The following is a 23,910-nucleotide window of genomic DNA, read 5'->3' as shown; positions in this document are numbered from 1 at the left end:
GAACAACTACAACAACACCTGGACGCTGACGAATCCCAACAGCAGCGCCACGGCGACGCGCATTCACTTCAGTCGCATCGAGACCGAATCAGGATATGATTACGTCTACGTGCGTGATGCTAACGGCAACCAGATCAATCGCTTCGACGGCAATCGCTCTGACACGTGGTCGGCGACGGTGCCGGGGCGCACGGTCAAGGTGCAACTGACTTCGGACGGTTCAGTGACCGCCTGGGGCTTTTGCGTTGACAGCATCGAGTCTGTCAGTGCCGGTAACAACAATAACCTGGCCCGAAACAGACCATCTTGGGCAACGTCACAGGAAAGCAGTTCTTATCCTGCAAGTGCTGGGAACGATGGCAATACCGGAACGCGTTGGTCTTCGCGTCACAGCAGCACGCTCGGCGATGAATGGTGGTGGGTAAACATTGGTGGTAGCACCTATGACCGCGTTATCATTCGTTGGGAAGCCGCCTACGCTACTCAACACTTTGTTGGGTGGTCCAGCGACTGTAGCAACTTCTCGGGTTACTGGTATTCCATTAGCGCACCAGGTAACTACGGTTATCAGATAGGCTCCCATAATGCGCAATGCGTGGGGATCTTAATGCGCGCGCGCGTCGCAAATGAACAACTACTCCTTTTACGAGTTCGAGGTTTACAACGCAGCATGGCCGGGTGCGATGGGACCGGATGGCCAACCGGAAAATCTGTCGCCAGCCGAGGGCAATTCATCCCGGGAAAAGATTCAGATTTACACGCCTGAGCTATAAAAGCTGCCACAGGAGGAAACATGAGATCAAGACTTGTCCCTAAACACCGAGACCTGCCGGTGTACCGAGTGGCTAGACTGGGGACAATAGTGGTCCTACTCGTGACGTTGCTTGGACCTGCCGCACTTGTCGCGGGCTTGCCGGAGCAACCAATCACGAAGATCGTAAGTCCAGAGTCGCCTCACGTCCCGGGTGGTGAACACTGGTTGCGTGGTTTCAACGCCAGGGAATGAACGCAACTGTCTCGGCTCTGGCTGTGTCGCCTGATGGATTCGTATATGCGGGTGGCGAGTTCACCACCGCTGGTGAGGCGGTGGCAGCCCATATCGCTCGTTGGGACGGCAATGCTTGGGATCATCTTGGCACCGGAATGGGGGGTGTCGCCTGGCCCCGTGTCTACGATCTCGCTTTGGGGCCGGACGGTTACCTTTATGCTTGTGGATGGTTTACGACCGCGGGCGAAGTAGCCGCTAATCATATTGCTCGCTGGGACGGGTCCTCGTGGAATCCCTTAGGTATTGGCATGACAGGTGAAGTTCGATCTCTGGCCGTGGGACGGGATGGCTCCCTTTTCGCTGGAGGGCTCTTTATCAGCGCTGGCGGAGTGACAGCCAATTACATCGCTCGTTGGGATGGTTCTTCCTGGCATAGCCTGGGAAGTGGGATGGATGCTCCCGTTGAGGCCTTAGTGGTGGGATCGGACGGCTCACTTTATGCCGGAGGATGGTTCAGCACTGCAGGTGATGCGGCTGCCAGTCGCATCGCTCGTTGGAATGGCACTCAGTGGCAGTCTCTAGGCAGCGGATTGAATGACATCACCCAGGCCCTCGCGATTGGCCCCGATGGCTCACTCTATGCCGGAGGAAGGTTTAGTTCAGCTGGCGGATTGGAGGCTAACCACGGCGCACGCTGGGATGGGACAACGTGGCATGCTCTGGGCAACGGCATGAATGGTGACGTCCTTGCCCTGGCGTTCGGACCAGACGGCTCGCTTTACGCCGGAGGCTTTTTCGCCACCGCAGGTAGTATGGTCGCAAACAACATTGCTCGTTGGGATGGCTCCTCGTGGAGCTCTTTGAACAACGGGTTAGACAATTTGGTTGGCGCGCTGGTGGTTGCCACAGACGGTTCTCTTTATGCCGGGGGAAGATTCGTTACCGCAGATGGAGTGGTGGCCACCCACATAGCTTGCTGGGATAGCGCTTCGTGGCACTCCAAGGGAATGGCAGTGGAATGAGCACTGGCGTCAGGTCGCTAGTTCTTGGTCCGGAAGGTTCGCTTTATGCCGGAGGATCGTTTACGACTGCTGGCGACGTGGTAGCTAATCATGTTGCTCAGTGGGATGGTCGCCGATGGCATCCCTTGAGCACCGGAATGAGTGGTTCAGATTACAGTGGTGTCTACTCTTTGGTCGTAGGTCCAGATGGCTTCCTTTACGCTGGGGGCGAGTTCATCACGGCAGGCGGAACAGCAGCCAACCGTATTGCCCGCTGGGATGGTGCCTCATGGCACTCCCTTGGCAGTGGAATGGATGGCCCGGTTAGCGCCCTAGTGTTTGGCCCGAACGGCCATCTCTATGCCGGGGGGAACTTCTCCAACGCCGGTGGCGTAGAAGTCAACCACGTTGCTCGCTGGGATGGTGCTTCTTGGCATCCCCTCGGTAGTGGGATGAATGGTTGGGTGGCTTCCATGGTTTTTGGCCCGGATGCCTCACTCTATGTAGGTGGAAGCTTCGGTAATGCCGGCGGAATAGCGGTCGGGCATGTGGCTCGCTGGGATGGTATCTCGTGGCATCCCCTTGGGTGCCGGTACAGATGGCAGTGTCTTGGCTCTGTCCATGGGTCAAGACGGCCTGCTCTATGCCGGAGGTTATTTCACCATCGCAGGCGGAATGGTGGTCAATCGTATTGCCTCCTGGGATGGCACGTCGTGGTACCCTCTGGGTACTGGCGTGTATGGCTTTGTGAATGCCCTGGCAGCAGGCATTGATGGGTCCGTCTATGCTGCCGGCAATTTTCTCTACGCCGGAGGCGTATTGGCGCACCTGGTAGCGCGTTGGGATGGCGGCGCATGGCATGCTTTGGGCACTGGGCTGGGAGAATCTCCATACCCAAGTTACGTGAGCGAGCTGGCGATAAACACCGCGGGCGAGCTTTGGGCGGCGGGTTCATTCGGTACGGCTGGCGGCAAACCGTCCACCTACGTTGCGGTCTGGAGTCCGACTGCCATGAGTTGGTTTCTGCCGGTAATTCGCAGACGAGTTGACCACTGATGTGCACTTCCGTAGCCGAACGATCCACTTGAGTGCGTTGGTCGAGCGCTCATTTCCCCTTTACCGCTAAAAGGAGTATCATAGGCCGCGCTGAATTGACGGTTGACTTGCCGCACGGCCCCGAGAATGGGGCGCTAACCGTCCATTACGTCACCCTCGATATCCAGTCTGCAAGTGAAAGAAACGGTGAGTTAGAATATGAGTGGCTCCAAGCGCCTGCCTATTCCAGAATCTGTTCGGGAGCAAGTCGCCCGGATTGTGACTGACTTCAACCGGGAAGTGATCAAGAATCCTGAGTGCTTTTACGTTCCCCGGTATCGAGGGAGTTTCCTCTATTTTGATCGCCGCAACTATGGCGCTGTGGGGCCGATCGCTCGCCTGACGTATCAAGGCGGCATGAATGATTGGACTTTTGCGATCTACAAATATAGTAACGAGCAATATGACTCTCGTGATTGGTTCTTCCCAGGCTCTGAACATGCGGACGGAACAGTCGTCGGGGCCATGAAAGCTGGCCTGGAGGCTTATCCGTTAGGCAACGATCGGCGAATGGGCGCCATACGCCGATTGTTTGTGCGCCTGTTCGGTCATCAACGGTGACAAGATGAAACTCTGGGAACAGATCAGCGATACGTTCAACCTTATCGCCGGTGTCCTGCGCTCGCAGGCCGGCGACCCTAACGCGTGGGAGCCTGCCATACCTCTACCGGATTGACGGCCTGCATCCCAATGCGCGGGGTTATGAACGCTGGATGGCCGTCATCAGGCCTCTCCTGGAAGAAGCCGCTCGCAACCGCCACTGATCGGTTGAAACCCGCTTCACCCCTGGCCCAATCATGTGAGTTCACACCGCTTTCGTTGACGCCTGCTTGCCTGGTCCACGATACGCCCAGGAATCAAGTCGGGTTGAGGACAAATATGTCAACGACACCCACACCTGATCAGTTGCTCGGCGCGACCGCGCGCTGGACGGCGAGCGTGCGCGTGCTGGAGAGTGCGCGTGACGACCGGCTGTTCGACGACCCCGGTGCGGAGACGCTGGTCGGTGCGGAGGGCGCGGCGAATCATGGCTTCCAGCTTGGCGCAAAGTTGGATGCGTGACGGGATTTGTTCTTCAAGGAAATTGGGAATGCTATGAAAATCCTCTTTCCTATGCTATAATCGAGCCATCAACGAACATCAAGGAACATCAAGGAATATCAAGGAGACAAGGCTATGACTGTTGGGACTGTGACCGTCAAGCTGCCCAAAGACCTTTATACCAGGCTGGACACCCTGGCGAAGCAAGAGCGCACTGACGTGGTGGTGCTCCTGAGCCGCCTGGCTGCTTTGGCGACGGCGCCGCGGACGCAGGCTGAGCCATCCACCACCGCGTTCCAGCGCATTCTTGACCGGGCCACCGACCTGGGCGTGAGCGATCTTGCTGAACAACACGACCACTATCTCTACGGCACCGAGAAGCAATGAAGCCTCCGATCTTCATTGACACCGGTTACATCCTGGCATTGATCAACACCGCCGATGAGCACCACGGCCGCGCAGCTGCGGCTGCGCGCCAGATCAAGCCGCCATTCCTCACCACTGAGGCTGTGCTGACGGAGATCGGCAATGCCCTGAGCCGCGCTCGCTGGCGCGCCTTAGGTTACGCGACGATCCAGGATTTGCGCGCCGATCCCCACATTGAAGTCGTGCCTGTGGATGCCGCCCTATTCGAACGTGCCCTTACGTTGTACGGCGATCGCATGGACAAGGAATGGGGTTTGACCGACTGCCTATCCTTCGTCGTGATGCAGGAGCGAAACATGATGCAAGTGTTGACGACCGACCGGCACTTCGGTCAGGCCGGGTTCGCGAACCTGTTGTCGGATCTCCCGGCTTACTCCTGATGGTCCTTCGATAGACGAATGAGTGATTGATCCAACCCGCCGAGGTGAACGATGGGCTCAACATCATCCCCACGCTGATGCCCGACATGCCGCACAATTGGTATGTGTGCGCCGAAAAGCAGCCAGCGGCATAATCACGATCCCCACCGTGTAGGCGCCGACATGACAATCAGGACGAATGAAAACCATGAACCGAACACGCGTACTCTTTCTCGCCATTGTGGGCATCGCTCTCCTGATCGTGATTGCGGCGGCGATCACGCGCAACAACGGGGGCGCCGGGCCGGGGGAGGCGACGGCTACGGCCGCGCCGTTGCCCAAAGGCACGGTCAGGGTCACGCTGGCGTCGTCCAACACCAAGAAGGTCTGGCTGGATCAGGTGGTCAAGGGGTTCAACGCCGCGCGGCAGAAGACGGCCGCCGGCAATGCGATCGTGGTGGAGGTCAGCCACGTGACCTCGGGCGCCTCGCTGAACGCGATCCTGGGTGGCACGCTGCAGCCGGTGGCCTGGAGTCCCGGCGACCCATCCTGGGTGGAGCAGGCCAACACGGCGTGGGCGCGCGAGCATGGCAATCGCCCCCTCGCCAGTCAGACCTGCCCGGCCACCATCTTTGCGCCGCTTGGCTTTGCCATGTGGCGGCCGATGGCCGAAGCGCTCGGTTGGCCGGACAAGCCGATCGGCTGGGATACGATGGTCGCGCTGGCCGCCGACCCTGACGGCTGGGCCAGCCGCGGCCGTCCTGAGTGGGGCCGCTTTACCTTTGGTCATACTCACCCCGCCTATGCCAATTCTGGTCTGCTCTCCATGACCACCTTCGTGTACGGTATTGCCGGCAAGCAGGACACCCTGACCGTGGCCGATGTCTATGCGCCGCAGGTCAAGGAGGCCATGCAGTTGCTGGAACAGAACACGGCCAAGTACGGCCGTGAGGCGCCGGCTATCCTCGACCTGATGGCACGCCAGGGCACCAGCTACCTGCACGCGGCGGCCGTGCCGGAGGCGGAGGCGGTGCGCTTCAATGTGGAGCGCGGCGCCGAGTTGAGCTTTCCACTGGCTTTCATCTTCCCGGCCGCGGGCACCATCTGGGCCGACCATCCCTACTGTGTTCTGGACAACGCGCCCTGGGTCACGCCTGAGCAGGCCGAAGCGGCGGGCATCTTCCGCAGCTATTTACTTGCGCGCGAGCAGCAGGAGATGGCGATTGACAGTTACCTGCGGCCGCTGGATCGCTCCATTCCTCTCCACGCGCCGCTCGATCTGGCGCACGGCACGGACCCGCGCGTCAGTTCGGCCACAGTTCCCGCGCTGCCCAGCCCCAACGCCGACATCAGCGCGGCCGTGATTGACCTGTTCAAGATCACCAAGCGCAAGGCCACGATTTATGTGGCGATTGATGTTTCCGGCAGCATGTCCGGCGCCAAGATCCAGTCTGCTCGCACGGCAACGGCCGAATTCCTGCGCCGGCTTGATCCAGAGGATCGGGTGGGCGCCTTGATCTTTGGCGACCGCGTGACTGAACTGCAGGACCCGCAGCGCACGGGCGATGTGGGCGAAGGCCTGTCGCAGCGCGTGCTGAGCCTGACCAGCGGCGGCAGCACGGCGTTGTACGAAGCGGTCTGCCAGGCCAGCAGGGCGTTGGAGGATCAGCGCCGCGCGGATCGCGCCGCGGGCGATGCGCGCTTGTACGGCGTGATCCTGCTGTCCGATGGCAGGGACACCGCCGGCAAAGTGACGGAGAATCAGATGTTTGCAACCTGCCTGCCGGCCAACGCGGAGACGGACGGCATCAAGCTGTTTTCTATCGCGTTTGGGAGCGATGCGGACAAGGAGGTGCTGGGTCGCATGGCCAGCGTGACCGGTGGGCGGCTCTACACGGCCGATCCCGCTTCCATCAGCGATGTTTATCTCTCCATTTCCGCGGAACAGTAGGCGGTATTAGCGTATTGGCGGCTTTATTGCGCGCCCAGCCCCTGCCTGTGCTACAATAGCGTCCAGCATGACGATCGGGGTGGCATGATGACTGATCTTGTGGTTGTTTTCGTGACCGGGTTGACCACCGGCGGCCTGAGCTGTCTGGCGGTGCAGGGCGGCTTGCTCGCCAGTTCGATTGCGCGCCAGGTGGAGGAGGATGTGCAGGCTACGCTGGTCGCCAAACCAGCGGCGCTGCCCAAAGGCAAGAAACGGCGCCAGGCGCTGGCTCAAGCGACGCCAATCGCGCCGGCGCGGCCCAAGCACGTGGCGCGACCGATTGCCCTCTTCCTGGGCGCCAAACTGGTGGCTTACACGCTGCTCGGTGCGCTCCTGGGCTGGCTGGGATCGGTTCTGCAATTGACGCCCACCGTGCGCGGCATTCTGCAGATCGCGATCGGCGTCTACATGGTGGGCAACGCCCTGCGCATGTTTGAGGTGCATCCGATTTTCCGCTACTTCGTCTTCGAGCCGCCGCGCAGCCTGACCCGTTTCATCCGCCGCACCGCCAAGAACAGCAGCAGCGAGGTGATCACCCCGCTCTTTCTGGGGCTGCTCACGGTGCTGATTCCCTGCGGTGTGACCCAGGCGATGATGGCGCTGGCGGTTGGCAGCGGCAATCCGTTGGCCGGCGCGGCGATCATGGCCGCGTTCACCCTGGGCACCAGCCCAACCTTCTTCACGTTGGCCTACCTGGCAACGCGCCTGGGCGGCGCGCTGGAGGCGCGTGTTCTCAAGGTCGCGGCCATCGCCGTCCTGGTGCTTGGGTTGATTTCGGTCAACACCGGCCTCAATCTGCTCGGTTCGCCGCTCTCGTTGAACAATGTCGCCCGCGCCCTGCTCCCCGCTGCGGCCGCACCCGCAACCACCGGCTCCGTCACCGATCTGAGCGCCATCGAATGCGATCCGAAGCTGACCTCGTGCGCGGCGAATGGGGGAGCCAGCACTGAGTCGGGACAGGCCGACACCGAGAATACCATCACCGTGCGTGCGCTCAACGATGGTTATTTCCCGGCTTCGACGCGGGCTAAGGCGGGGCAGCCGGTGCGGCTCGATCTGGTGACCGACAAGACCTATAGCTGCGCGCAGGCGTTTGTGATTCCCGCCCTGCGCATCGAACGCCTGTTGCCCCCTTCAGGTGTGACCAGTATTGATCTGCCGCCGCAGAAGGCCGGCAGCGTCCTGCGTTTCACCTGTTCGATGGGCATGTACGGCGGGCAAATCCGCTTCGAATAGACCGCTTTGTGACCGGCGAGGGGATTGACGAGATGGTGAAGAAGGTTTTTCGGGTGCCGAATATGCGCTGCAGCGGCTGTGCTATGGCGCTGGAGGGGCTTGAGGATGAGCTGGACGGCGTGAAGGCCGTCAATGCCAGCTACCACAAGCAGACGATGGAAGTGGAGTACGACGAACGCCGGCTGACGGAGGCCAGGATCATCGCCGCGGCCAAACAGCTCGGCTATGATGCCCTTCCGGCGTGAGTCTCCTTGCCTGGGGGCGCAATCGCGGATGTAAATGCGGGTGGCCTCACCTCAACCCCCGACCCCTTCTCCTCTCCGCGCGGCGGAGAGGAGAAGGGGGGAAGAGAGCGTTGTCACGCCGGAGGCGTGACCTACGGGCCGGGCGGCGCTGGGTGCAGGGGGGCGTGATCTGGGGCAGAGGGCGTTGTCACGCCGGAGGCGTGACCTACGGGGGTAGACACGGCGAGGGGCCGGTCATCATGGGATGACCGGCCCCTCTGTTTTCAGGCGGTTCGAGTCTGTAACCGCCGGGTGCTCGGTTACAGACCTGTCTTGGATGTCAGTACGAGACGCGCAGCGCAGCCCAATCGAGCGAGAAGTCGCGCACGGTGGAGGCGGCGACCGAGATGATGCGCACGCGCAGGTTGGTGTCGTTCAGTTGCGTCGTGGTCCAGGTGTGCCCCCAGGTGTCGGTGGCGCCGCCGAGCACGTAGCTGGCCTCAGCCGTGGTCAGCGTGGTGGTTGATTTGGCCGCCGTCCAACTGACGCCGCCGTCCCATGACAGTTGTACGCAGAACTTTGGCGAGCCGGAGGTGCTGTCCACCTTGGCATCCAGCCGTACTTCGATGCCCTTGACCGTCGCGCCGCCGGGGAGACTGACGCCGTAGGTGTAGAAGCGCTGGCGATCCTTCTTGCCGTTGCCGCAGGAGGTGGCCGTGCCGGTGCCGCTGTTGTTATCTACGGCAAAGAGACCGTCATCGGCATACGCGTTGGTGGGACTGACCTCGAAGCCGTTGTTGTCACCGCCGGTCTCAGCCGCGTTGGAGGCCGGGCTGAGGAAGCCGGTGCTGCCCGGAGGCGTGGTGGGGGTGGCGGTCGGCGGTGCTGTCGTTGGCGTCCAGGTGGCGGTCGGCGGTGCTGTCGTTGGCGTGGCCGTGGCCGGTGCTGTCGTTGGCGTGGCAGTCGGCGGCGCTGTCGTTGGCGTGGCCGTGGGCGGCGCCGATGTGGGCGTGGCAGTGGGCGTCTGGCTCATCGGCACGCAGATTTGCAGGCTCCAGCCGCTCAGACTGCCGCCGTCCAGGTTGGCGTTATCGTGAATGATGAGGGTCCAGGCGCCGTTGGCGTTTTGTCCGTCGAACGCGGAGAGGGCGTTGCTCGGACGATAGGTGCCACCACCGATCGGCGGACAGGGCCAACTGCCGGCGGCGGCTTCGTCATCCAGGTTGAGGTTGAAGTTGTCCTCAGAACTGCACGAGCGCGCCATGATCTGCACCAGGGTGCCGAGTGGGCTTTGCAGGTTGAAGTCCAGGTCGTTGATCCAGGTGTGCGTGCCGTTGAGGCCCAGCACGTTGATGTCACTGATGGCGCCGCTGCCGCTGACGGCCAGCACTGAGCTGACCGTGGGCGTGCCGCTGGCGGAGATCGTCTTGGGCACGTCGCTGCTGGCAAACGTGGTGCAGGTGGTGGGCAGCGGGGTCGGCGTCACCGTCGCGGTCGGCGTGGCTGTCGAGGTTGGCCCGGGGGTGGGCGTCGGCCCGGATGTACACTCGGCCATCTTGAAGCTGCCGATGCGGGTCTTCCATGATGAGCCGGAGGTCGAGAAGTATTCGGTGGTGAACCAGAAGGTGCAGTCGTCGGTGGGGTCAACCGTCATATCAGCGTAGTCGCCCCAGCGGTTGTGCGTGGCGGTCTGCGAACCGGTGCCGGCCAGCAGGGTGGCTTCCGTTTGCAGGGTGCCCAACGTGTCGGTGCCCAGGCGCGTGGCGTAGCGGATGGCCGGGTACATGGTGCTGCTGGAAACGCTGTAGCCCAGGGCGATGTTGCCGTTGCGATCCATGGCGATGCTGCCGACCCAGCGATGTTCGGCGCCGGGCGCCTGCGTGCCTTCCTGGTACAGTGACCAGGCGCCGCCAGAGCGGCGCAGTTCGAACCAGCGGATGCCGGCGCGATCCGAACCGACATCCACGGTGAAGTTGCCTGCCAACGCTTCATAGCTGCCGAAGTTGCGGTAGGCCAGGCGGAACATGGGCCATTCGGACAGCGGGTCGAGCTTGGCGGTGGTGCCCTGCTGCGGGATGCAGTTCATGACGAAGAAGCCGCAGACGGTATAGGTGTAGCTGGAGACGGGGATGGTGGACACCAGGGTGAAGGTGGAATTGGCCGGCGTGGTGAAATCGGGCACCAACTGGAACACTTCCAGCCGGTCCACGCCGCCACCATGCCCGCTGTAACTGTTATCCTTGAAGGTGTAGAAGGTGCCAGCCGCGTTCGCGGGCGGCGCCGTGGGGCCATCCACATCGGCTGGCATCAGGAAATTGGTCTGGCCAGTAAACTTGACATAAGTGGCGGACAGACCTTGCAACATGCGCGTGCGGTTGAACGCATACGCGCCGTAGGTGGACTCGTTCGATGACATGTAGTAGGCGTCAGGCCAGGCGCCGAACTTGAAGTAGTCAGGTAGCTCGGTCACCGAGAAGTCGTAGGTGTAGTAGGCGCCCTGGGGATTGGCCGTTTGCGAGATGGCGACGCAGATGTAGTAGGGGCTGGCCGAGACGAACTGGCTCAGCAGCCAGCGGTCGGCCATCTGATCGTAAACCACAACCGGGTCGCCGTCATTGCGGGTGCCGCAGCGGGTGCCCGCGCCGCCCCACAGTTGGTTGATGGCGGTTGGGCCGGCCAGCAGGGCGCCGCTCTTGTTGAAGATGGAAAACGTGCTGTTGACCATCTGCACGTAGTGGTTGGGGCCGACATCGCCGTTGGTGTCCGGCGGGGAGCCGGAGCCACCCGTGGCATAGCTGATGCCGTCGAAGCTGAGGATTAGGCCGGGGGTGTTTGCGCCGTTGTTGTTGGAGCGATCGAGCAAGGGGTCTGGCCCGCCGTTGGGCAGATCAACCGGCCCTTGCAGGAAGGTGGACTTGTTCTGGCGTGGGTTGATCTCACGATCGAGCTTCAACGGCGCTGGCTCCACGGTTGGCAGCTCGCTGACAGGGCGGCTGAGACCCGGTTTGACCTCTTCGCTGACGTAGAGAGTGACCCCGCCTTCTTGCGGACGGAGCGTGGTGGATGTGGCGACGCGAGCCAGCCGGGTAGAAAACAGCAGTACCACGGCGAGCAGCAAGACACTGAACGTACCGAGCAACTTGAGATAGCGATGCATGATAGGCTAATCCTCCTTCGAATTGCCTGAACTGAACTGTCTTTACGCAAAGGCGCAGAGGCGAAAGACATTTTCATTCACGGTTGCGCGCTGGGCGCATGGGAAAGTGACTTGGAAATGCGCCGAACGAGTTCGGCGCGACGAAGTTCGTTGTGACTCTGATTTTACTTCGGTTTTTCGGGTACGGCAAGTTGGAAATAGGACAATGTTTGTGAAACTGCTGCGTTGGTTGCCTCCTCAACCGTGGCCTGGCCATAGAAGGCCCGTTCGATTTCGCGATTGACCGTCTCTTCGATGCCCACCCAATTGGGCAGCAGCGGCAGGCGGCGGATGGTGGGGATGACACTGAGAAAGACGCGGCTGCTGGCCGGTGCTTGCGCGGGATCGAGGAAAGCGGCCGATTCAGCCACCTGGCGCAGCGAGGGCACGGTGCGACCGGTTTCGGCAATGATCTTCTGGCCGTCCACGGAGTTGGCAAATTCGATGAACTGCCAGGCGGCGTCCTTGTCGGGTGCTGCGGCTGCCAGGCAATAGGCGTCGGCGTGGAGGATGGTGGCCGCCTGCTGCCCCTGCGGCATCGGCGCCACATCCCACGTGAAGGTCTTGATGGTGCGATAGGTAGGCACGCCGCGGCGGCTGTTGAAGAACATGGCCAGGCGTCCATTGAGGAACCGATTTTCGCTGCTTTCGCCCTGTTCGGCCACGGCGTCGGGCACGACTCCCTCTTTTACCTGCAAATTGACGAACCACTGGAACGCGGCCTGCGCCTCCGGCGTGTCCAGCGTGATGCGGGTGGGATGGTTGACGTCATCCACGATGTCGCCGCCGTTGGCCCAGATGAACGGCGCCAGGCGGATCAGGCTGGGCGCCATGCCCGCGCCGTACTGCTCAGGCCGACCGTCGCCGGTGTTGTCGCGGGTCAAGATCTTGGCCGCGGCCAGAAAGTCGTCCCAGGTCCAATCGGAGGCCGGGTAGGAAAGGCCGGCCGCGTCGAACAGATCACGGTTGTAGTAGACGACCAGGCTGGAGATGTTCTGCGGGATGCACCACAGTTGATTGTCAAGCCGGAAGCCCTCCAACGCCTGGGGATAGAAATCGGCTTCGTGAACGACGCTGCTGCGTGCCAGGTAGGGGCCGAGCGGCTGCAAGCCACCCGGCGCGGTAAAGGCGGCAAAGCGACGGAAATTGAGCAGCATGATATCCGGCGGCGCACCCGCGGCAAAGCCGGCCGTCAACTGGCGGCGATAGTCACTCTCATTCGGTACATGGCGCAGCTCGACCCGAATGGAGGCGTAGCGTGCGTGGAAAGCATCTACGAGCTTTCGGTAGGCGGCAAGCTCGATCGGATCACCGAACACCATGAACGACACGGCGCCGCCGGGAGCTGGCGTGCTGGCGCAGCCGGGCAGGTTGAGCAGAACGAACAGGCTGAGAAGTAGCGCGAACACTCTTTGCATACAGGCACCTCGCTGAAAAGTGGGGGTGCGGTGGTCAACGCTCGACATCGAGCAGGGCGCTGCGCAGGAAGGAGCGTTGCAGCAGGGCAAAGATGATGACAACCGGCGCGATCTGCAGGACGGCGCCGGCCAGGAACCAGGGCCAATTGGTAGCATCCACCTGACGCAGGAGCTGCAGCGCCACAGGCAGGGTGTACCATTCGGGGTCGAAAATGTAAAGGACCGGGCTGACGAAATCGCTCCAGTACAGGGCGAAACTGAGCACGGTGACCGCGGCCACGGTGGGGCGCGCCAGCGGGAGTGCGATATGCCACCAGAGGGTCGGGCCATCTGCTCCGTCCAGGCGGGCAGCTTCGTATACCTCGGCGGGGGTGTGACGAAAGGCCCAGGTGAAGAGTAGGACGAACAACGGGCTGCTGGCGCCCAGGGCCGGCACGATCAAGGCCCACAACGAATCGAGCAGATGCAGCCAGCGCAGTAACTGGAAGCGGAACATCCAGCCGGACGCGGAGGGCACGATCAGCAGGCCGATGGTGATCATCAGCACGCGCCGGCGCCAGGCGCCCTCCAACTGCGCCAGGCCCAGGCCGGCCAGGGAGGCGGTGATGAGGGTGAGCGGCACCGCCACCGCGACCACGATGGCGGAATTCAGCGCATAGCGGGCAAAGGACACCACGCGGAAGATGGCGGGGTAGTTGTCCCAGAAGGGGGCCGCGGGCCACCATTGCACCGTGTTGGGCGGGGGCAGACCCGGTTCGCGCAGCGATGCCACGATGACCCACCAGAGCGGGAGCAGGAAGAGCGCGCTCAGCAGTACGGCCAGCGCGTGGCGCAAAAAGCGGGCCAGGCGCTCAGACATCAACCCCTCCGGCGCGCGCCAGGCGCAGGATAGCCACGATGAGAAGCGCCATGAGCGCGTACATCATCACCAGGAGGGCAGAGGCCAGGCCGTAGTCAACGAAATCAAAGGACAATTCGTAGATCAGCAGGGGAAAGAACATGGTGGCGTAGTAAGGGCCGCCGTAGGTCAGGATGTAGGTGGGGGTAAAGGTGGCTTGCAGGCTGGCCAGGATGTCGCGGCAGGTCAGCAGCAGAATCCAGGGCAGCAACAGGGGGAGGGTGATGCGCCACAGGATTTGCCAGGCTGAGGCGCCGTCCATGCGCGCCGCTTCATAATAGACCTGCGGCGTGTTGTGTAACCCGGCCAGCAGGACCAGGAAGCCTTCACCCATCTGAAAAACGAGCATGATGATGATGGCCAGGCGCGCCGAGGTGGGGTCGGTCAACCAGGTGGGTAAGGGCAACCCCACCAGGGCCAGCAGATGGTTGAGCGGCCCATACAGCGGGTTGAAGATCCACAGCCAGATCAAGGCGTAGGCTGCTTCGGGGATCAGGGTTGGCAGGTAGGCCACGGCGCGGTGGATGGCAAAGCGGCGGCCGGACGGCCGCAGGAGCAGCGCCAGCCCCAACGCGGCCATCAAACGTAGGGGCACCGCCAGGCCGATGAAGAGCAGTGTGTTGCGCAACGACAGGCCGACGAGCGGCGACGCCAGCAGTTTGCTGAAGTTTTGCAGGCCGATCCAGACCGGCGGCTGCAGGGCGTTGTAGCGCGTGAAGGCCAGAACGAGCGTAGCCAGGGCCGGCAGGACAACGAGCACCGCCATGCCGATGAGGAAGGGCGCCAGGAAGAGGCGCATTTGGGCCTGGAAGGAAGGTGGGCGCATGGATCGGCTCTACGCTTCGCCGAACGTCTGCCGGAAGACTTCCGGCGCGTCGCGCTGCACCACCGCGGGGGTGATGGCGTTGGTGCGGCAGATGTCGGCATACGTCTGCGCGCTGGCTCGCGGCTGGCGTGCCTGCGTGGCGGTGTCCAGTTCGATCAGGCCGAAGCGCAGATGCCAGCCCTCGGCCCATTCGAAGTTGTCTACCAGGGTCCAGTGAAAGAAGCCTTCGACGGGCGCGCCGGCTTGGATGGCGCGCTGTACCGCGGCCAGGTGGGTGATGAGGAAGCGAGGGCGTTGGTTATCATCGGCATCAGGCAGGCCGCATTCGGTGATGTAGATCGGCTTGCCGCAGGGTGTTAGTTGCCGCAGTAGTTGCTCCAGGCTGTCGGGTACGCACTCGCTGTAGGGCGCGCCGCTGCTGGTGAGGTCGCTCATCTCGCCGGTTGGAGAGAAGGAGCGCCGGCCAAACAGATCGCCCGGCACGCGCAGGTCGAAATGCACCAGCTCACGCGTGTAGAAGTTGATGCCCAGGAAGTCGCTGGAGTCAACCAGCGCGGGGACGGTTTCGCCCAGGCCCAGAGGCGGGCGCAGGACGCCGTCGCGGATGGCAGTCAACAGGCTTTGGTTGAACAGATAGTCCTGCATCCTGGCGACCCAACGGTCGAGGCGGGCCGTGGGTCTGGCCGGGACAAAGGGGCGCAGTTGCAGCGCCAGGCCCACCTGCGCCTGGCTGTCTTGACGATGGATGGCGTGATAGGCGGCCGCGTGCGCCAGCAACAGGTTGCGCGTTACCCGAAAGGGCGCCAGCGGGCTGCGTTGGCCTGGTGGAAATTCGCCCACCAGGTAGCCCAGGGTCGCGACCACATTGGGTTCGTTGATGGTACACCAGAGGTCAACCAGGTCACCCAGTTCACCGGCCACGCGCTCCACGAAGCGCTGGAAGAGCGCCACGCTGCGCGGGTTGAGCCAGGCGCCCTGCGCCTCGAACCAGAGCGGGTTGGTGAAATGGTGCAGGGTGACCATGGCGCTGAGGCCGCGGGCGCGCAGCGCAGTCAATATCTCGCGATAGCGGGCAAAGGCGGCCGGATCGAAGACGCCGGCGCTTGGCTCCAGACGACTCCATTCAACCGATAGGCGATGGGCGTTCTGGCCCAGGGCCTGGGCGCGATCGAGATCAGCCTCGGCGCCGCCTGGCGTCCACCAGTTGCAGGCCAGACCGGAGCGCTGATTTTGGTGGATGTGGCCGGGGATTTGCTCCCAGGCCCACCACTGGTTGTTGCGATTGTTGCCCTCCACCTGGTGGGCGGCGGTAGCCGTTCCCCAGAGGAAGCCAGCCGGAAAGTGCCGGGCCGTTACGTGGGTCATGCAGATTTTCCGTCTGGCTCCTTCTGTTTCGGCGCAGGGCTGCGCTAGTGTGCGGTTCTGGGCGTGGTCGGCAGGTACAGATGGCGTGAGAGGTCGCTGCCGAAATCGAAGCTCACATCATCCACAACGAAGCTCGACGTGAGCCGTGCGTCGGTGTAGACGCGAAAGAGGACGCGCACCGTCTTGCCGCGAATGGCGTCCAGATCGGCTGAGTTGAGGATGTAGGTGTGGGGCTGATACTGATTGGTGGGGGGCACGGCATCAAGCGTGATTGCATCCACGTAATGGGAGCCGTTGACGGGGTTCACCAGTTGCAGCGTGAAGTAGTCCACGGTGTAGGCTGTCTCGGGGGTGAACGACCAATACCACAAATGGAGTTTGGCGAAGTTGATGTTCGCGGGCACATCAACGTTCTGAAACATCTCGTCATCGGCGTCGTTGTAGCCGCCGAGCCAGGCTGCGTAAACACCGCTGTATGGGGGGCGTGGCAGAGAACCCGTGGGGCGGATGATGACGGTGCCGGTTTCGGTCCAACCAACGTGATAAAGCTCGAAATCGCCATTGACCAGCAGTTCGTCATCGGGAATGGCGGCTTGAGAGTGAGACGTCATCATGAACAGGGCAGCAATGGCCAGGCACAGCGCCATCAGGCTTCGAATACCATGGGGAGAACGGCATAAACGCAACAAGTACATTGAACCTCCAAGAAGCAAGACACGAACCTGTGTTGAGGTGCGTCCGGAACCTGGAGTGAAGTGTACACAAAGATCGAACAAATAGCAAAACTGTGCCTGCAAGTCCGTAGTTGCCAAAGCTGCCGGGCTGTGATACATTCAGCCCGCGTTTCCGAATCCTTGCTATCAGGGTGAGTAAGCAGCCATGCGCGTCATTACCGGATCGGCCAAAGGCCGAACCCTGTTCCCTGTCCCCGGCGATTCGACGCGGCCCGTGACCGATCGCGTGAAAGAGGCGCTTTTTTCGATCCTTGAATCCCAGGGCGCGGTGGAGGATGCCCGTTTCCTGGACCTGTTCGGCGGCACCGGCGCCGTCGGTATCGAAGCCCTCAGTCGCGGCGCGGCCGAGGCTGTCTTTTGCGAGAAGGATCGCCGGGCGCTCGCCACGATACAGAGAAACTTGCTGCACACCGGGCTGGCCGCCCAGGCACGCGTGGTGGCCGGTGATGCCTTCGCCTTTCTGCAACGTGCGGATGCCGCGGCGTTCGATCTGATCTACATCGCCCCGCCGCAATACCGCCAGTTGTGGGAAAAGGCGCTGCTGCTGGTAGATGCATGCCCGCAGTTGCTGACCGCTGCTGGGCAGGTTGTTGTCCAGATTCACCCGAAGGAAGATCGCTCCCTGTCATTGACCTCCCTGCGCCGTTTCGATGAACGCACGTACGGCAGCACCCTGCTTGTGTTCTACGGCCATGCTCCACAAGAATAAGGGAATGAGGAAGGATGCCTTTGCTGAATCGAATCAAGAAAGTCCTGCTGGCGGTGGCCGGCGTAGCCGTTTTCATCCTCGCGTTGGAACTCCTCAAGACCGGGGCGCGTGAACTGCAGCCGCTGTTCAAGACGCTGTCCGTTGACTCCATGACCAACACCCTGGGCATGGGATGGCTCATGGCCTACATGGTCCTCAGCGGATCGCCCGTGGCTGCGGTCTCCCTCACCCTGTTCAGCAGTAATTTGATTTCGGATATCCAGGCCTTTGCCATGATCACCGGCTCGCGACTGGGCGCCTCGTTCATCGTCTTACTGGTCGGTTTTGTGTCGTACCTACGCGGACGCCAACGCGTGGCCAGTATCTCGATCGGGGTTTTGGCCCTGCTCACCACAGCCACCATCTACTTGCCCGCGATGGCCCTGGGCTACCTGATCTTGGTCAACGGCTGGTTCGACGATGTACGCTTTGGAGCGCCCACGGCGTTGGCTTCGGCCATTGACGTGGTGTATGACCCCATCGTGCATCTGCTGGTGTCGCTGCTCCCTGGCTGGCTTCTCTTCTTTGCGGGTTTGGGCATCCTGCTGCTCGCCTTCAATATCTTCGACCGTGCGCTGCCCGAAATATCACCGGAGAGCAGTGGTTTCCAGCGTGTGTCGGACCTGGTCTATCGGCCCTGGGTCATGTTCATCATTGGCATGGCGGTGACAGCGGTCACGCTCTCCGTCTCTGTCTCTTTGACGATCCTGGTGCCCCTGTCGGCGCGGGGTTATGTGCGCCGTGAAAATCTGATACCCTACATGATGGGCGCCAACATCACCACCTTCATTGACACCCTGTTGGCTGCGCTCCTTCTCAACACACCACGCGCCTTTACGATTGTGTTCACTGAAATGACGAGTGTGGCCCTGTTGTCGCTGCTGGCCCTGTTCATCAACTACAACGGTTATCGGCGTAGCATTGAGTGGTGCCTGGAGTGGATTATGCGTGATAATCGGCGCCTGATGGTTTTTTTGGCCATTATTTTTATTGTCCCCGTGTTTCTATTGTTGATCTGAGAGTCTCTGAGCAAGCCCTCCTCATGATGGAGTCAAGCAGTCTATGATGCGAATTTTGTTGTATGTGGATGGTTCACACAATAGTCAATGGGCGCTGCAGGTGGCGCTGGTGGTCAGCAGGCACTTCGAGACGGAGTTGACACTCCTGGTGGCCGAGGGCGGCAAGGGCGCCGATCACGAGTGGCTGACGCGTGCGCGTGAACAACTGTTGACGGCCACGGTGGGCACCTTGCGCGATGTAACGCAGCCCGGGTCGGCCGAAGAGGCCATTCTGGCTGAATCAGCTGCCCAAACGTACGACCTGATCCTACTGGCGCCGGCCGGACGCCGCGGCCTGAGTCGTCTGCTGCACGGCTCGCGTGTGGCCCAGGTGGTGCGTCAGAGCAATACTTCGGTGTTGGTGGCGCGCGCACCGTTGACCGACATTCGTCGCATGATGGTCAGCGTGGGCGGCACGCGCCAGAGCCTGGAGATGGTCGAGGTGGCCGCGCATTGGGCGCAGGCGCTAGGCGCCAGGGCCACGATCCTGCACGTGGTCTCGCAATTGCCGCTGTTTTTCCAGGGGCTGACGGCCGGGGAAGGGCATCACACCACTGATGAGCTGTTGGCCATCGAACCGGAGTCCCGCGAAGTTCTGCAGGAAGCGGTGAGCATTCTACAGCAGGCCGATGCCTTCGATCGTCTACTGTTGCGCGAGGGCTTGCTCGAGGAACGTGTGCTGGCTGCGCTGGAGACAGAGAGCATTGACCTCCTGGTGCTCGGAGCCAATGCGGCGTCCGGTGTCAATCGTCTCTTGCTCGATGACCTGTGCGATCGCTTGGTGCAGAAAAGCCCGATTACGACGCTGGTAGTGCGTTAGCGGCCGTTGATAGCCACACCCCGCGCGGCGCCGGTCAGCGATTTGTGCGCGTTGGGAAAATTCGGGCATTTGCGCTATAATCGGGATAATTTGCAGCATGTCACGACGTCGCCCCGTTGTCAACCATTATCTGTGTTGGAGGATCCATGCGTTCCAGAACGATGCGAGCGGCAGTTGGGTTGTGGTTTCTCATCCTGTGGGTAACGGCCGCACCCTCGTTGGCCCAAGAGAGTAAACAACTCTACTGGCAGCGATGGGATGCCGAAATCACCATTGATGCGGATGGTTCGTTCAAGGTGATCGAAACCCAGGAGATTGTGTTCACGTCCGGCTCCTTCCGCTTTGGCACCCGTAATATCAAGACAGATCGTCTGCGTGATATCACCGGGGTGCAGGTGACGGCCGACGGCCAGGCGCTGCGCCGCGCGTCGAGCGGTGAAACGGCGGGCACCTTCGTTGTCACGTCCGATGGCAGCGGAGATTTTATTGTCAAGTGGTTTTTTCCCAGGTCAGTCTCTGACAGCCGTCACGTCTATGTGCTCAGCTACACGGTGGATGGCGCGCTGCGCTACTATGATGGCGGCGATCAGTTTTGGTGGAGCGTGGTGGGGCCTGAGCGCAGCTTCCCGGTGCGCTCGTCCACGGTGACGGTGCGCGTACCCGCGCCGGCGACGGTGTCCAACTTCGATAACTACGGCGTGCGCGCCACCGCCACTCAGCTCGATGCCCAGACGATGGAATTTACCTCCAGCGAGGCCATCAACCCGGGCGAGCAGATCGAGGTGCGCGTGCAGTTCACTCACGGTGTGGTGGCCGGCAGCCCCTCAAGCTGGCAGGCAGAGGCCGATGCAGACGCGGCGGCCACTGAGCAGCGCGCCGCGTATGATCGCCAGACGCGACCGCTCATCAATACCGGGGTGTTCGCCTTGGGGCTGCTGCTGCTCATCGGCGGGCCGCTGCTGGTCTACCTGCTCTGGTATCAGAAGGGACGCGACCTGCCGGTGATGTTGCCAACCGACTATCTGGCCGAGCCGCCCGACCCCGCGTTGCCACCGGGCATCGCCGGCACGCTGGTGGATGAAACGGCTGATCTGCAGGACATCATGGCGACCCTGATTGATCTGGCCCGGCGCAAGGTGATTACCATTCGCGAGGAGAAAGGCAAGGATTTTACCTACAGGCTGGTGGGTAAGACCGCGGGCCTGCGATCCTTCGAACAGACATTGGTGGATCGCATGTTCAAGGGCGACACGACGGAGCGCCAATTGTCGGAGTTGAAGAATAAGTTCTACACGACGATTCCCAAGATCAAGAGCCAACTGTACGACGAGGTGGTGGCTGAAGGATTCTTCATGCGCAGCCCCGAACGCACGCGCAACGCCTATGGCGCCAGCGGTGTCGCCGTATTGGCTATGACCGGCATCCTGGGCTGCTTTGTCCTTCCCTTCGCGATGGTGTACACCGACACCGCGTGGTTGCCTGTCGTGGGCATGGGACTTACGGCGCTGATATTCATGTCCATTGCGCGCTTCATGCCGCGCAAGACTGACAAGGGCGCCGATGCCGCAGCGCGCTGGCGGGCCTTCAAGCGCTATTTGCAGGAGATCGAGAAGTACACGAACCTGGAAGAGAGCAAGGCGATCTTCGAGACCTACCTGCCTTATGCGGTGGCGTTTGGTCTTGACCGCACCTGGATCAATAAGTTCGCCCAGGTGGACGCACCGGTGCCCACCTGGTGGACGCCGTACTCAGGTTACGGTCATTCGCGCGGACATTACCCCGCGACGGTGGGCGGCGGTGATGTCGGCCTGCCGGGCGCAGGGAAGATCAGTAGCGCGGAACGTTCGGCGCCGACGTTGAGCGATATGTCACGCGACATGGGCAGTGGGTTGAGCGGTATGAGCGCCGGCCTGGGCACCATGCTGTCATCCTCCGCATCCGCGCTGACCAGTCGGCCGGCGCCGCAGCCTTCCTCCGGATCCAGCAGTTCGGGCTGGTCGGGCGGCGGCGGTGGTTGGAGTGGCGGTGGTGGTGGCGGTGGTGGTGGCGGCGGCGGCGGCGGCGGTGGGTTCGGTTGATCTGGCGCAATCGCTAACTTCCCCTGGTTTTGATACACACAAGGAGGCATACATGATCGGTTCTGGCCGCGTGGTGGGCTTGATTCTCATCGTGATCGGAATCCTGACCTGCCTGATCGGCAGCGCGCTTGCGATCACGTCGGTGCAGGCCGCGGGTGAGCAGGGCAATACGGGCGGCATGGTGCTGGGCATCGCCTTCAGCGCGCTGCCTGCTCTGCTCTTCGTTGGCGTCGGCGGCTATCTGTTCACGCGCGGGCGTGCTGAAGCCGCACAGATGGCCGAAGTGACTAAGCAGAAGAAAATCCTCAATATCATCATGACACGGGGTAAGGCGAGTATCTCTGATATCGTCCTGGAGATGGGCACTGACGCCGAGCAGGTCAAGGCGTGGATCTATGACCTGGTGGGCAAAGGCCTGTTTAGCGGCTATGTCAATTGGAAGGATGGTATTCTTTATTCCCGGCAGGCGTCACAGATGCGAGAGGGCGGTAAATGCCCCAACTGTGGCGGCCAACTGGAACTCACTGGCAAGGGCGTGATCAGTTGCCCGTTCTGTGGCAGCGAGATTTTCCTTGCGCAGTAGCTCCGTCGCCGCCGGTCAGGCGACCGGCCGGCGCAGGATCAGTGCAGAGGGGCGAATGATGTATTCTGGCAGAGAAAGGAACAAACTATGGATTTGATCGAGAAGGCAAAAGCTGCCCGGGGCGCACTGGAGCGTACCTTCGCCGGATTACCCGGTGTCAAGGGCTACAAGGAAAAAGAGCTGCGCCGCGAGGCGGACAAGACGGTGCGCGATCTTTTGGCGCGCGACTTGGACGAGCAGCGCCAACGCCTGCAGGGCCTGCAGGTTGACCTGCTCGGCGCGGGCGGCTTGCAGTGGGTAGATGATGTGGAGCGCGCGGTCACGAAGCTGCAGACCCTGGGGGATCGGATCAAGACCGCCAGCTATGGCTATGCGCCGCTCTTCGATGATGTCAAGGTCAAGGAGGCGCAGCTCGATGCCCTGGCGCAGTTCGACGAGCAGATGGTGGAGCGCGTGGGCGCCCTGCAAGCCGAAGTGGACAAGTTGGCCGCGGCCGTCAGCGCGCGCGAGGGCATTGGCGACGCTGCCAATGCGTTGGCCGATCATGTGGCGATGCTCAACACCGTGTGGGGCCATCGCCAGGATGCAATTCTGAATAGCTAAGGAACGAGAATTTTTTAATTGTCTGGTTTAGCGGCCCACGGGGTGGCTATGTTCGGACACTTATTTAATTCTCGTTCCTGACAAGCAGAGTTGCCAACTCTACGCAGGAGGAGAAAATGGCACGAATTATTGATGTGATTGAAGCCCCCGACCAGGGGCCGGCCGACATGGTGGTGCGCATACCGCAGTCCGGTTCTGGCGATTTCCAGATCGGCTCGCAGGTCATTGTGCGCGAAAGCCAGACGGCTGTCTTTTTCCGTGACGGTAAGGCCCTGGACTCGTTCGGCGCGGGCCGCCATACGATTACCACGGCCAATATCCCACTCATCACCAACCTGCTGGAGCGCATTTTCTCCAGCGGCAAGAACATTTTTACGGCTGAGGTCTATTTCGTCAACCGGCGCGAGTTTCTGGAGCAGAAATGGGGCACGCCGGAACCGATCACCCTGCGCGACAAGGACCTCGGCATGGTGCGCTTGCGGGCTTTTGGCAACTACTCGATGCAGGTGAGCGACCCGCAGTTGTTCGTCACCAAGATCGTGGGAACGCAGGGGCTGTATCAGACGGCGCAGATTGACGCGTATCTGCGCGGGGTCATCATCAGCCGCATGACCGATGTGCTGGCCTCTTCCGGCGCCAGTTTCCTGGACATGCCGGCCCTGTTCGATGAACTGAGCGCGGGAATCAAGGCCAGGTTGGCCGACGATTTTGCCGCCCTGGGCATCGCGCTCAAGCAGATGTTCATCCAGTCGGTCAGCCCGACCGAAGAAACGCAGAAGGCCATTGACGAGCGCGCCTCGATGGGCGCCATCGGCAACATGCAGGCCTACATGCAGTACAAGGCGGCGCGGGCCTTGGGCGATGCCGCGCAGGCAGGCGACGGCGGCGCGGGCAGCCTGACCGGCGCCGGGCTGGGCTTGGGCGCGGGCATGGGTCTGGGCGGCGTCATGGCGCAAGCGATGACCCAGGCCATGGCCGCGGGCAGCAGCAGCCGGGCGCGGCCCCGGCCGCGGCCGCCGCGGCGCCCGATGTGATGACCACGGCCGAGGCCGCGGCGTATCTCAAGGTGTCCGAAGCCGATGTCCTGGCTCTGATCGCAGAGGGCGATCTCAAGGCGCGCAAGATCGGCGCTCAGTATCGCGTCGGCCGGGCGGCGCTGGACGAATTCTTGAAGGGCTAGTTACCCCTCCCCTGGTAGACGCAATCCAGACACGGAGACCGCC

23 protein-coding genes and 1 pseudogene are annotated in these 23,910 nt (G+C 61.8%); 18 read left to right on the top strand and 6 right to left on the bottom strand.

Features of this window, described 5'->3' with window-relative positions; all coding sequences use genetic code 11:
• The 10 genes and pseudogenes from IPF85_RS19455 to IPF85_RS19410 form a co-directional block, all read left to right on the top strand.
• Window positions 1-766 (top strand): annotated as a pseudogene (locus tag IPF85_RS19455) (hypothetical protein); the annotation flags it as partial.
• A gap of 236 nt (window positions 767-1,002) precedes the next feature.
• The gene (locus tag IPF85_RS19450) at window positions 1,003-2,010 is read left to right on the top strand and encodes a WD40 repeat domain-containing protein (protein WP_343409722.1); all 1,008 of its coding nucleotides are present in this window, start codon (window positions 1,003-1,005) and stop codon (window positions 2,008-2,010) included.
• 600 nt (window positions 2,011-2,610) lie between these two features.
• Window positions 2,611-3,045: a hypothetical protein gene (locus IPF85_RS19445; protein ID WP_343409721.1), complete on the top strand. Its 435-nt coding sequence runs from the start codon at window positions 2,611-2,613 to the stop codon at window positions 3,043-3,045.
• Window positions 3,046-3,243: 198 nt separating this feature from the next.
• A complete protein-coding gene (locus IPF85_RS19440; RefSeq protein WP_343409720.1) occupies window positions 3,244-3,645 on the top strand; it encodes a hypothetical protein in 402 nt (133 codons plus the stop codon).
• A 318-nt stretch (window positions 3,646-3,963) separates the two neighbouring features.
• Entirely contained in the window at window positions 3,964-4,146 is a 183-nt protein-coding gene (locus tag IPF85_RS19435; protein ID WP_343409719.1) for a hypothetical protein, read from the top strand.
• 114 nt (window positions 4,147-4,260) lie between these two features.
• Window positions 4,261-4,512 (top strand): hypothetical protein, encoded by a 252-nt coding sequence (locus IPF85_RS19430; RefSeq protein WP_343409718.1) that lies wholly within the window; start codon window positions 4,261-4,263, stop codon window positions 4,510-4,512.
• Window positions 4,509-4,931, top strand: coding sequence for a PIN domain-containing protein (locus tag IPF85_RS19425; protein WP_343409717.1), 423 nt, complete (start codon window positions 4,509-4,511; stop codon window positions 4,929-4,931). Before IPF85_RS19430 ends, IPF85_RS19425 begins: the two co-directional genes overlap by 4 nt.
• A gap of 187 nt (window positions 4,932-5,118) precedes the next feature.
• Window positions 5,119-6,861 carry a VWA domain-containing protein gene (locus IPF85_RS19420; protein WP_343409716.1) on the top strand — a complete coding sequence of 581 codons (1,743 nt, stop codon included), beginning with the start codon at window positions 5,119-5,121 and terminating at the stop codon, window positions 6,859-6,861.
• An 84-nt stretch (window positions 6,862-6,945) separates the two neighbouring features.
• Window positions 6,946-8,136, top strand: coding sequence for a sulfite exporter TauE/SafE family protein (locus tag IPF85_RS19415; RefSeq protein ID WP_343409715.1), 1,191 nt, complete (start codon window positions 6,946-6,948; stop codon window positions 8,134-8,136).
• Window positions 8,137-8,168: 32 nt separating this feature from the next.
• Complete coding sequence (locus tag IPF85_RS19410) at window positions 8,169-8,381, top strand: heavy-metal-associated domain-containing protein (RefSeq protein ID WP_343409714.1); 213 nt, start codon at window positions 8,169-8,171, stop codon at window positions 8,379-8,381.
• A gap of 319 nt (window positions 8,382-8,700) precedes the next feature.
• Here IPF85_RS19410 and IPF85_RS19405 read toward each other — a convergent pair whose 3' ends face one another.
• The 6 genes from IPF85_RS19405 to IPF85_RS19380 all read right to left on the bottom strand — a co-directional run bounded on the left by IPF85_RS19405 (window position 8,701) and on the right by IPF85_RS19380 (window position 16,677).
• Window positions 8,701-11,517 (bottom strand): proprotein convertase P-domain-containing protein, encoded by a 2,817-nt coding sequence (locus tag IPF85_RS19405; RefSeq protein WP_343409713.1) that lies wholly within the window; start codon window positions 11,515-11,517, stop codon window positions 8,701-8,703.
• A gap of 164 nt (window positions 11,518-11,681) precedes the next feature.
• Entirely contained in the window at window positions 11,682-12,974 is a 1,293-nt protein-coding gene (locus tag IPF85_RS19400; protein ID WP_343409712.1) for a sugar ABC transporter substrate-binding protein, read from the bottom strand.
• Between the two features lie 34 nt (window positions 12,975-13,008).
• Window positions 13,009-13,833 (bottom strand): carbohydrate ABC transporter permease, encoded by an 825-nt coding sequence (locus IPF85_RS19395; RefSeq protein ID WP_343409711.1) that lies wholly within the window; start codon window positions 13,831-13,833, stop codon window positions 13,009-13,011.
• Complete coding sequence (locus IPF85_RS19390; protein WP_343409710.1) at window positions 13,826-14,698, bottom strand: sugar ABC transporter permease; 873 nt, start codon at window positions 14,696-14,698, stop codon at window positions 13,826-13,828. The genes IPF85_RS19395 and IPF85_RS19390 overlap by 8 nt, the downstream gene beginning before the upstream one ends.
• A 9-nt stretch (window positions 14,699-14,707) precedes the next feature.
• Window positions 14,708-16,063 (bottom strand): family 1 glycosylhydrolase, encoded by a 1,356-nt coding sequence (locus tag IPF85_RS19385; protein ID WP_343409709.1) that lies wholly within the window; start codon window positions 16,061-16,063, stop codon window positions 14,708-14,710.
• A 44-nt stretch (window positions 16,064-16,107) separates the two neighbouring features.
• Complete coding sequence (locus tag IPF85_RS19380) at window positions 16,108-16,677, bottom strand: hypothetical protein (protein ID WP_343409708.1); 570 nt, start codon at window positions 16,675-16,677, stop codon at window positions 16,108-16,110.
• A gap of 265 nt (window positions 16,678-16,942) precedes the next feature.
• Between IPF85_RS19380 and rsmD the strand changes: the two genes are divergently transcribed.
• The 8 genes from rsmD (at window position 16,943) to IPF85_RS19340 (ending at window position 23,867) form a co-directional block, all read left to right on the top strand.
• Entirely contained in the window at window positions 16,943-17,506 is a 564-nt protein-coding gene (rsmD, locus tag IPF85_RS19375; protein WP_343409707.1) for a 16S rRNA (guanine(966)-N(2))-methyltransferase RsmD, read from the top strand.
• 20 nt (window positions 17,507-17,526) lie between these two features.
• A complete protein-coding gene (locus IPF85_RS19370) occupies window positions 17,527-18,564 on the top strand; it encodes a hypothetical protein (protein WP_343409706.1) in 1,038 nt (345 codons plus the stop codon).
• A 43-nt stretch (window positions 18,565-18,607) separates the two neighbouring features.
• Window positions 18,608-19,423 carry a universal stress protein gene (locus tag IPF85_RS19365; protein WP_343409705.1) on the top strand — a complete coding sequence of 272 codons (816 nt, stop codon included), beginning with the start codon at window positions 18,608-18,610 and terminating at the stop codon, window positions 19,421-19,423.
• Window positions 19,424-19,569: 146 nt separating this feature from the next.
• Window positions 19,570-21,501 (top strand): DUF2207 domain-containing protein, encoded by a 1,932-nt coding sequence (locus IPF85_RS19360; RefSeq protein WP_343409704.1) that lies wholly within the window; start codon window positions 19,570-19,572, stop codon window positions 21,499-21,501.
• Window positions 21,443-22,084 carry a hypothetical protein gene (locus IPF85_RS19355; protein ID WP_343409703.1) on the top strand — a complete coding sequence of 214 codons (642 nt, stop codon included), beginning with the start codon at window positions 21,443-21,445 and terminating at the stop codon, window positions 22,082-22,084. Before IPF85_RS19360 ends, IPF85_RS19355 begins: the two co-directional genes overlap by 59 nt.
• A gap of 87 nt (window positions 22,085-22,171) precedes the next feature.
• Complete coding sequence (locus tag IPF85_RS19350) at window positions 22,172-22,687, top strand: hypothetical protein (RefSeq protein ID WP_343409702.1); 516 nt, start codon at window positions 22,172-22,174, stop codon at window positions 22,685-22,687.
• 116 nt (window positions 22,688-22,803) lie between these two features.
• Complete coding sequence (locus tag IPF85_RS19345) at window positions 22,804-23,721, top strand: SPFH domain-containing protein (RefSeq protein WP_343409701.1); 918 nt, start codon at window positions 22,804-22,806, stop codon at window positions 23,719-23,721.
• The gene (locus IPF85_RS19340; protein ID WP_343409700.1) at window positions 23,721-23,867 is read left to right on the top strand and encodes a helix-turn-helix domain-containing protein; all 147 of its coding nucleotides are present in this window, start codon (window positions 23,721-23,723) and stop codon (window positions 23,865-23,867) included. Before IPF85_RS19345 ends, IPF85_RS19340 begins: the two co-directional genes overlap by 1 nt.
• Window positions 23,868-23,910: the final 43 nt, after the last annotated feature.

The organism is Candidatus Amarolinea dominans (genome assembly GCF_016704685.1).
GTDB lineage: Bacteria > Chloroflexota > Anaerolineae > SSC4 > Amarolineaceae > Amarolinea > Amarolinea dominans.
Note: the sequence above shows the minus strand (reverse complement) of the source record. Positions and strands in the feature narration are given on the sequence as shown.

Coding starts and splice junctions, on each gene's coding strand:
- IPF85_RS19450 (WP_343409722.1), top strand. CDS start 1,003: ATGAACGCAACTGTCTCGGCTCTGGCTGTGTCGCCTGATGGATTCGTA.
- IPF85_RS19445 (WP_343409721.1), top strand. CDS start 2,611: ATGGGTCAAGACGGCCTGCTCTATGCCGGAGGTTATTTCACCATCGCA.
- IPF85_RS19440 (WP_343409720.1), top strand. CDS start 3,244: ATGAGTGGCTCCAAGCGCCTGCCTATTCCAGAATCTGTTCGGGAGCAA.
- IPF85_RS19435 (WP_343409719.1), top strand. CDS start 3,964: ATGTCAACGACACCCACACCTGATCAGTTGCTCGGCGCGACCGCGCGC.
- IPF85_RS19430 (WP_343409718.1), top strand. CDS start 4,261: ATGACTGTTGGGACTGTGACCGTCAAGCTGCCCAAAGACCTTTATACC.
- IPF85_RS19425 (WP_343409717.1), top strand. CDS start 4,509: ATGAAGCCTCCGATCTTCATTGACACCGGTTACATCCTGGCATTGATC.
- IPF85_RS19420 (WP_343409716.1), top strand. CDS start 5,119: ATGAACCGAACACGCGTACTCTTTCTCGCCATTGTGGGCATCGCTCTC.
- IPF85_RS19415 (WP_343409715.1), top strand. CDS start 6,946: ATGATGACTGATCTTGTGGTTGTTTTCGTGACCGGGTTGACCACCGGC.
- IPF85_RS19410 (WP_343409714.1), top strand. CDS start 8,169: ATGGTGAAGAAGGTTTTTCGGGTGCCGAATATGCGCTGCAGCGGCTGT.
- IPF85_RS19405 (WP_343409713.1), bottom strand. CDS start 11,517: ATGCATCGCTATCTCAAGTTGCTCGGTACGTTCAGTGTCTTGCTGCTC.
- IPF85_RS19400 (WP_343409712.1), bottom strand. CDS start 12,974: ATGCAAAGAGTGTTCGCGCTACTTCTCAGCCTGTTCGTTCTGCTCAAC.
- IPF85_RS19395 (WP_343409711.1), bottom strand. CDS start 13,833: ATGTCTGAGCGCCTGGCCCGCTTTTTGCGCCACGCGCTGGCCGTACTG.
- IPF85_RS19390 (WP_343409710.1), bottom strand. CDS start 14,698: ATGCGCCCACCTTCCTTCCAGGCCCAAATGCGCCTCTTCCTGGCGCCC.
- IPF85_RS19385 (WP_343409709.1), bottom strand. CDS start 16,063: ATGACCCACGTAACGGCCCGGCACTTTCCGGCTGGCTTCCTCTGGGGA.
- IPF85_RS19380 (WP_343409708.1), bottom strand. CDS start 16,677: ATGATGACGTCTCACTCTCAAGCCGCCATTCCCGATGACGAACTGCTG.
- rsmD (WP_343409707.1), top strand. CDS start 16,943: ATGCGCGTCATTACCGGATCGGCCAAAGGCCGAACCCTGTTCCCTGTC.
- IPF85_RS19365 (WP_343409705.1), top strand. CDS start 18,608: ATGATGCGAATTTTGTTGTATGTGGATGGTTCACACAATAGTCAATGG.
- IPF85_RS19360 (WP_343409704.1), top strand. CDS start 19,570: ATGCGTTCCAGAACGATGCGAGCGGCAGTTGGGTTGTGGTTTCTCATC.
- IPF85_RS19350 (WP_343409702.1), top strand. CDS start 22,172: ATGGATTTGATCGAGAAGGCAAAAGCTGCCCGGGGCGCACTGGAGCGT.
- IPF85_RS19345 (WP_343409701.1), top strand. CDS start 22,804: ATGGCACGAATTATTGATGTGATTGAAGCCCCCGACCAGGGGCCGGCC.
- IPF85_RS19340 (WP_343409700.1), top strand. CDS start 23,721: ATGACCACGGCCGAGGCCGCGGCGTATCTCAAGGTGTCCGAAGCCGAT.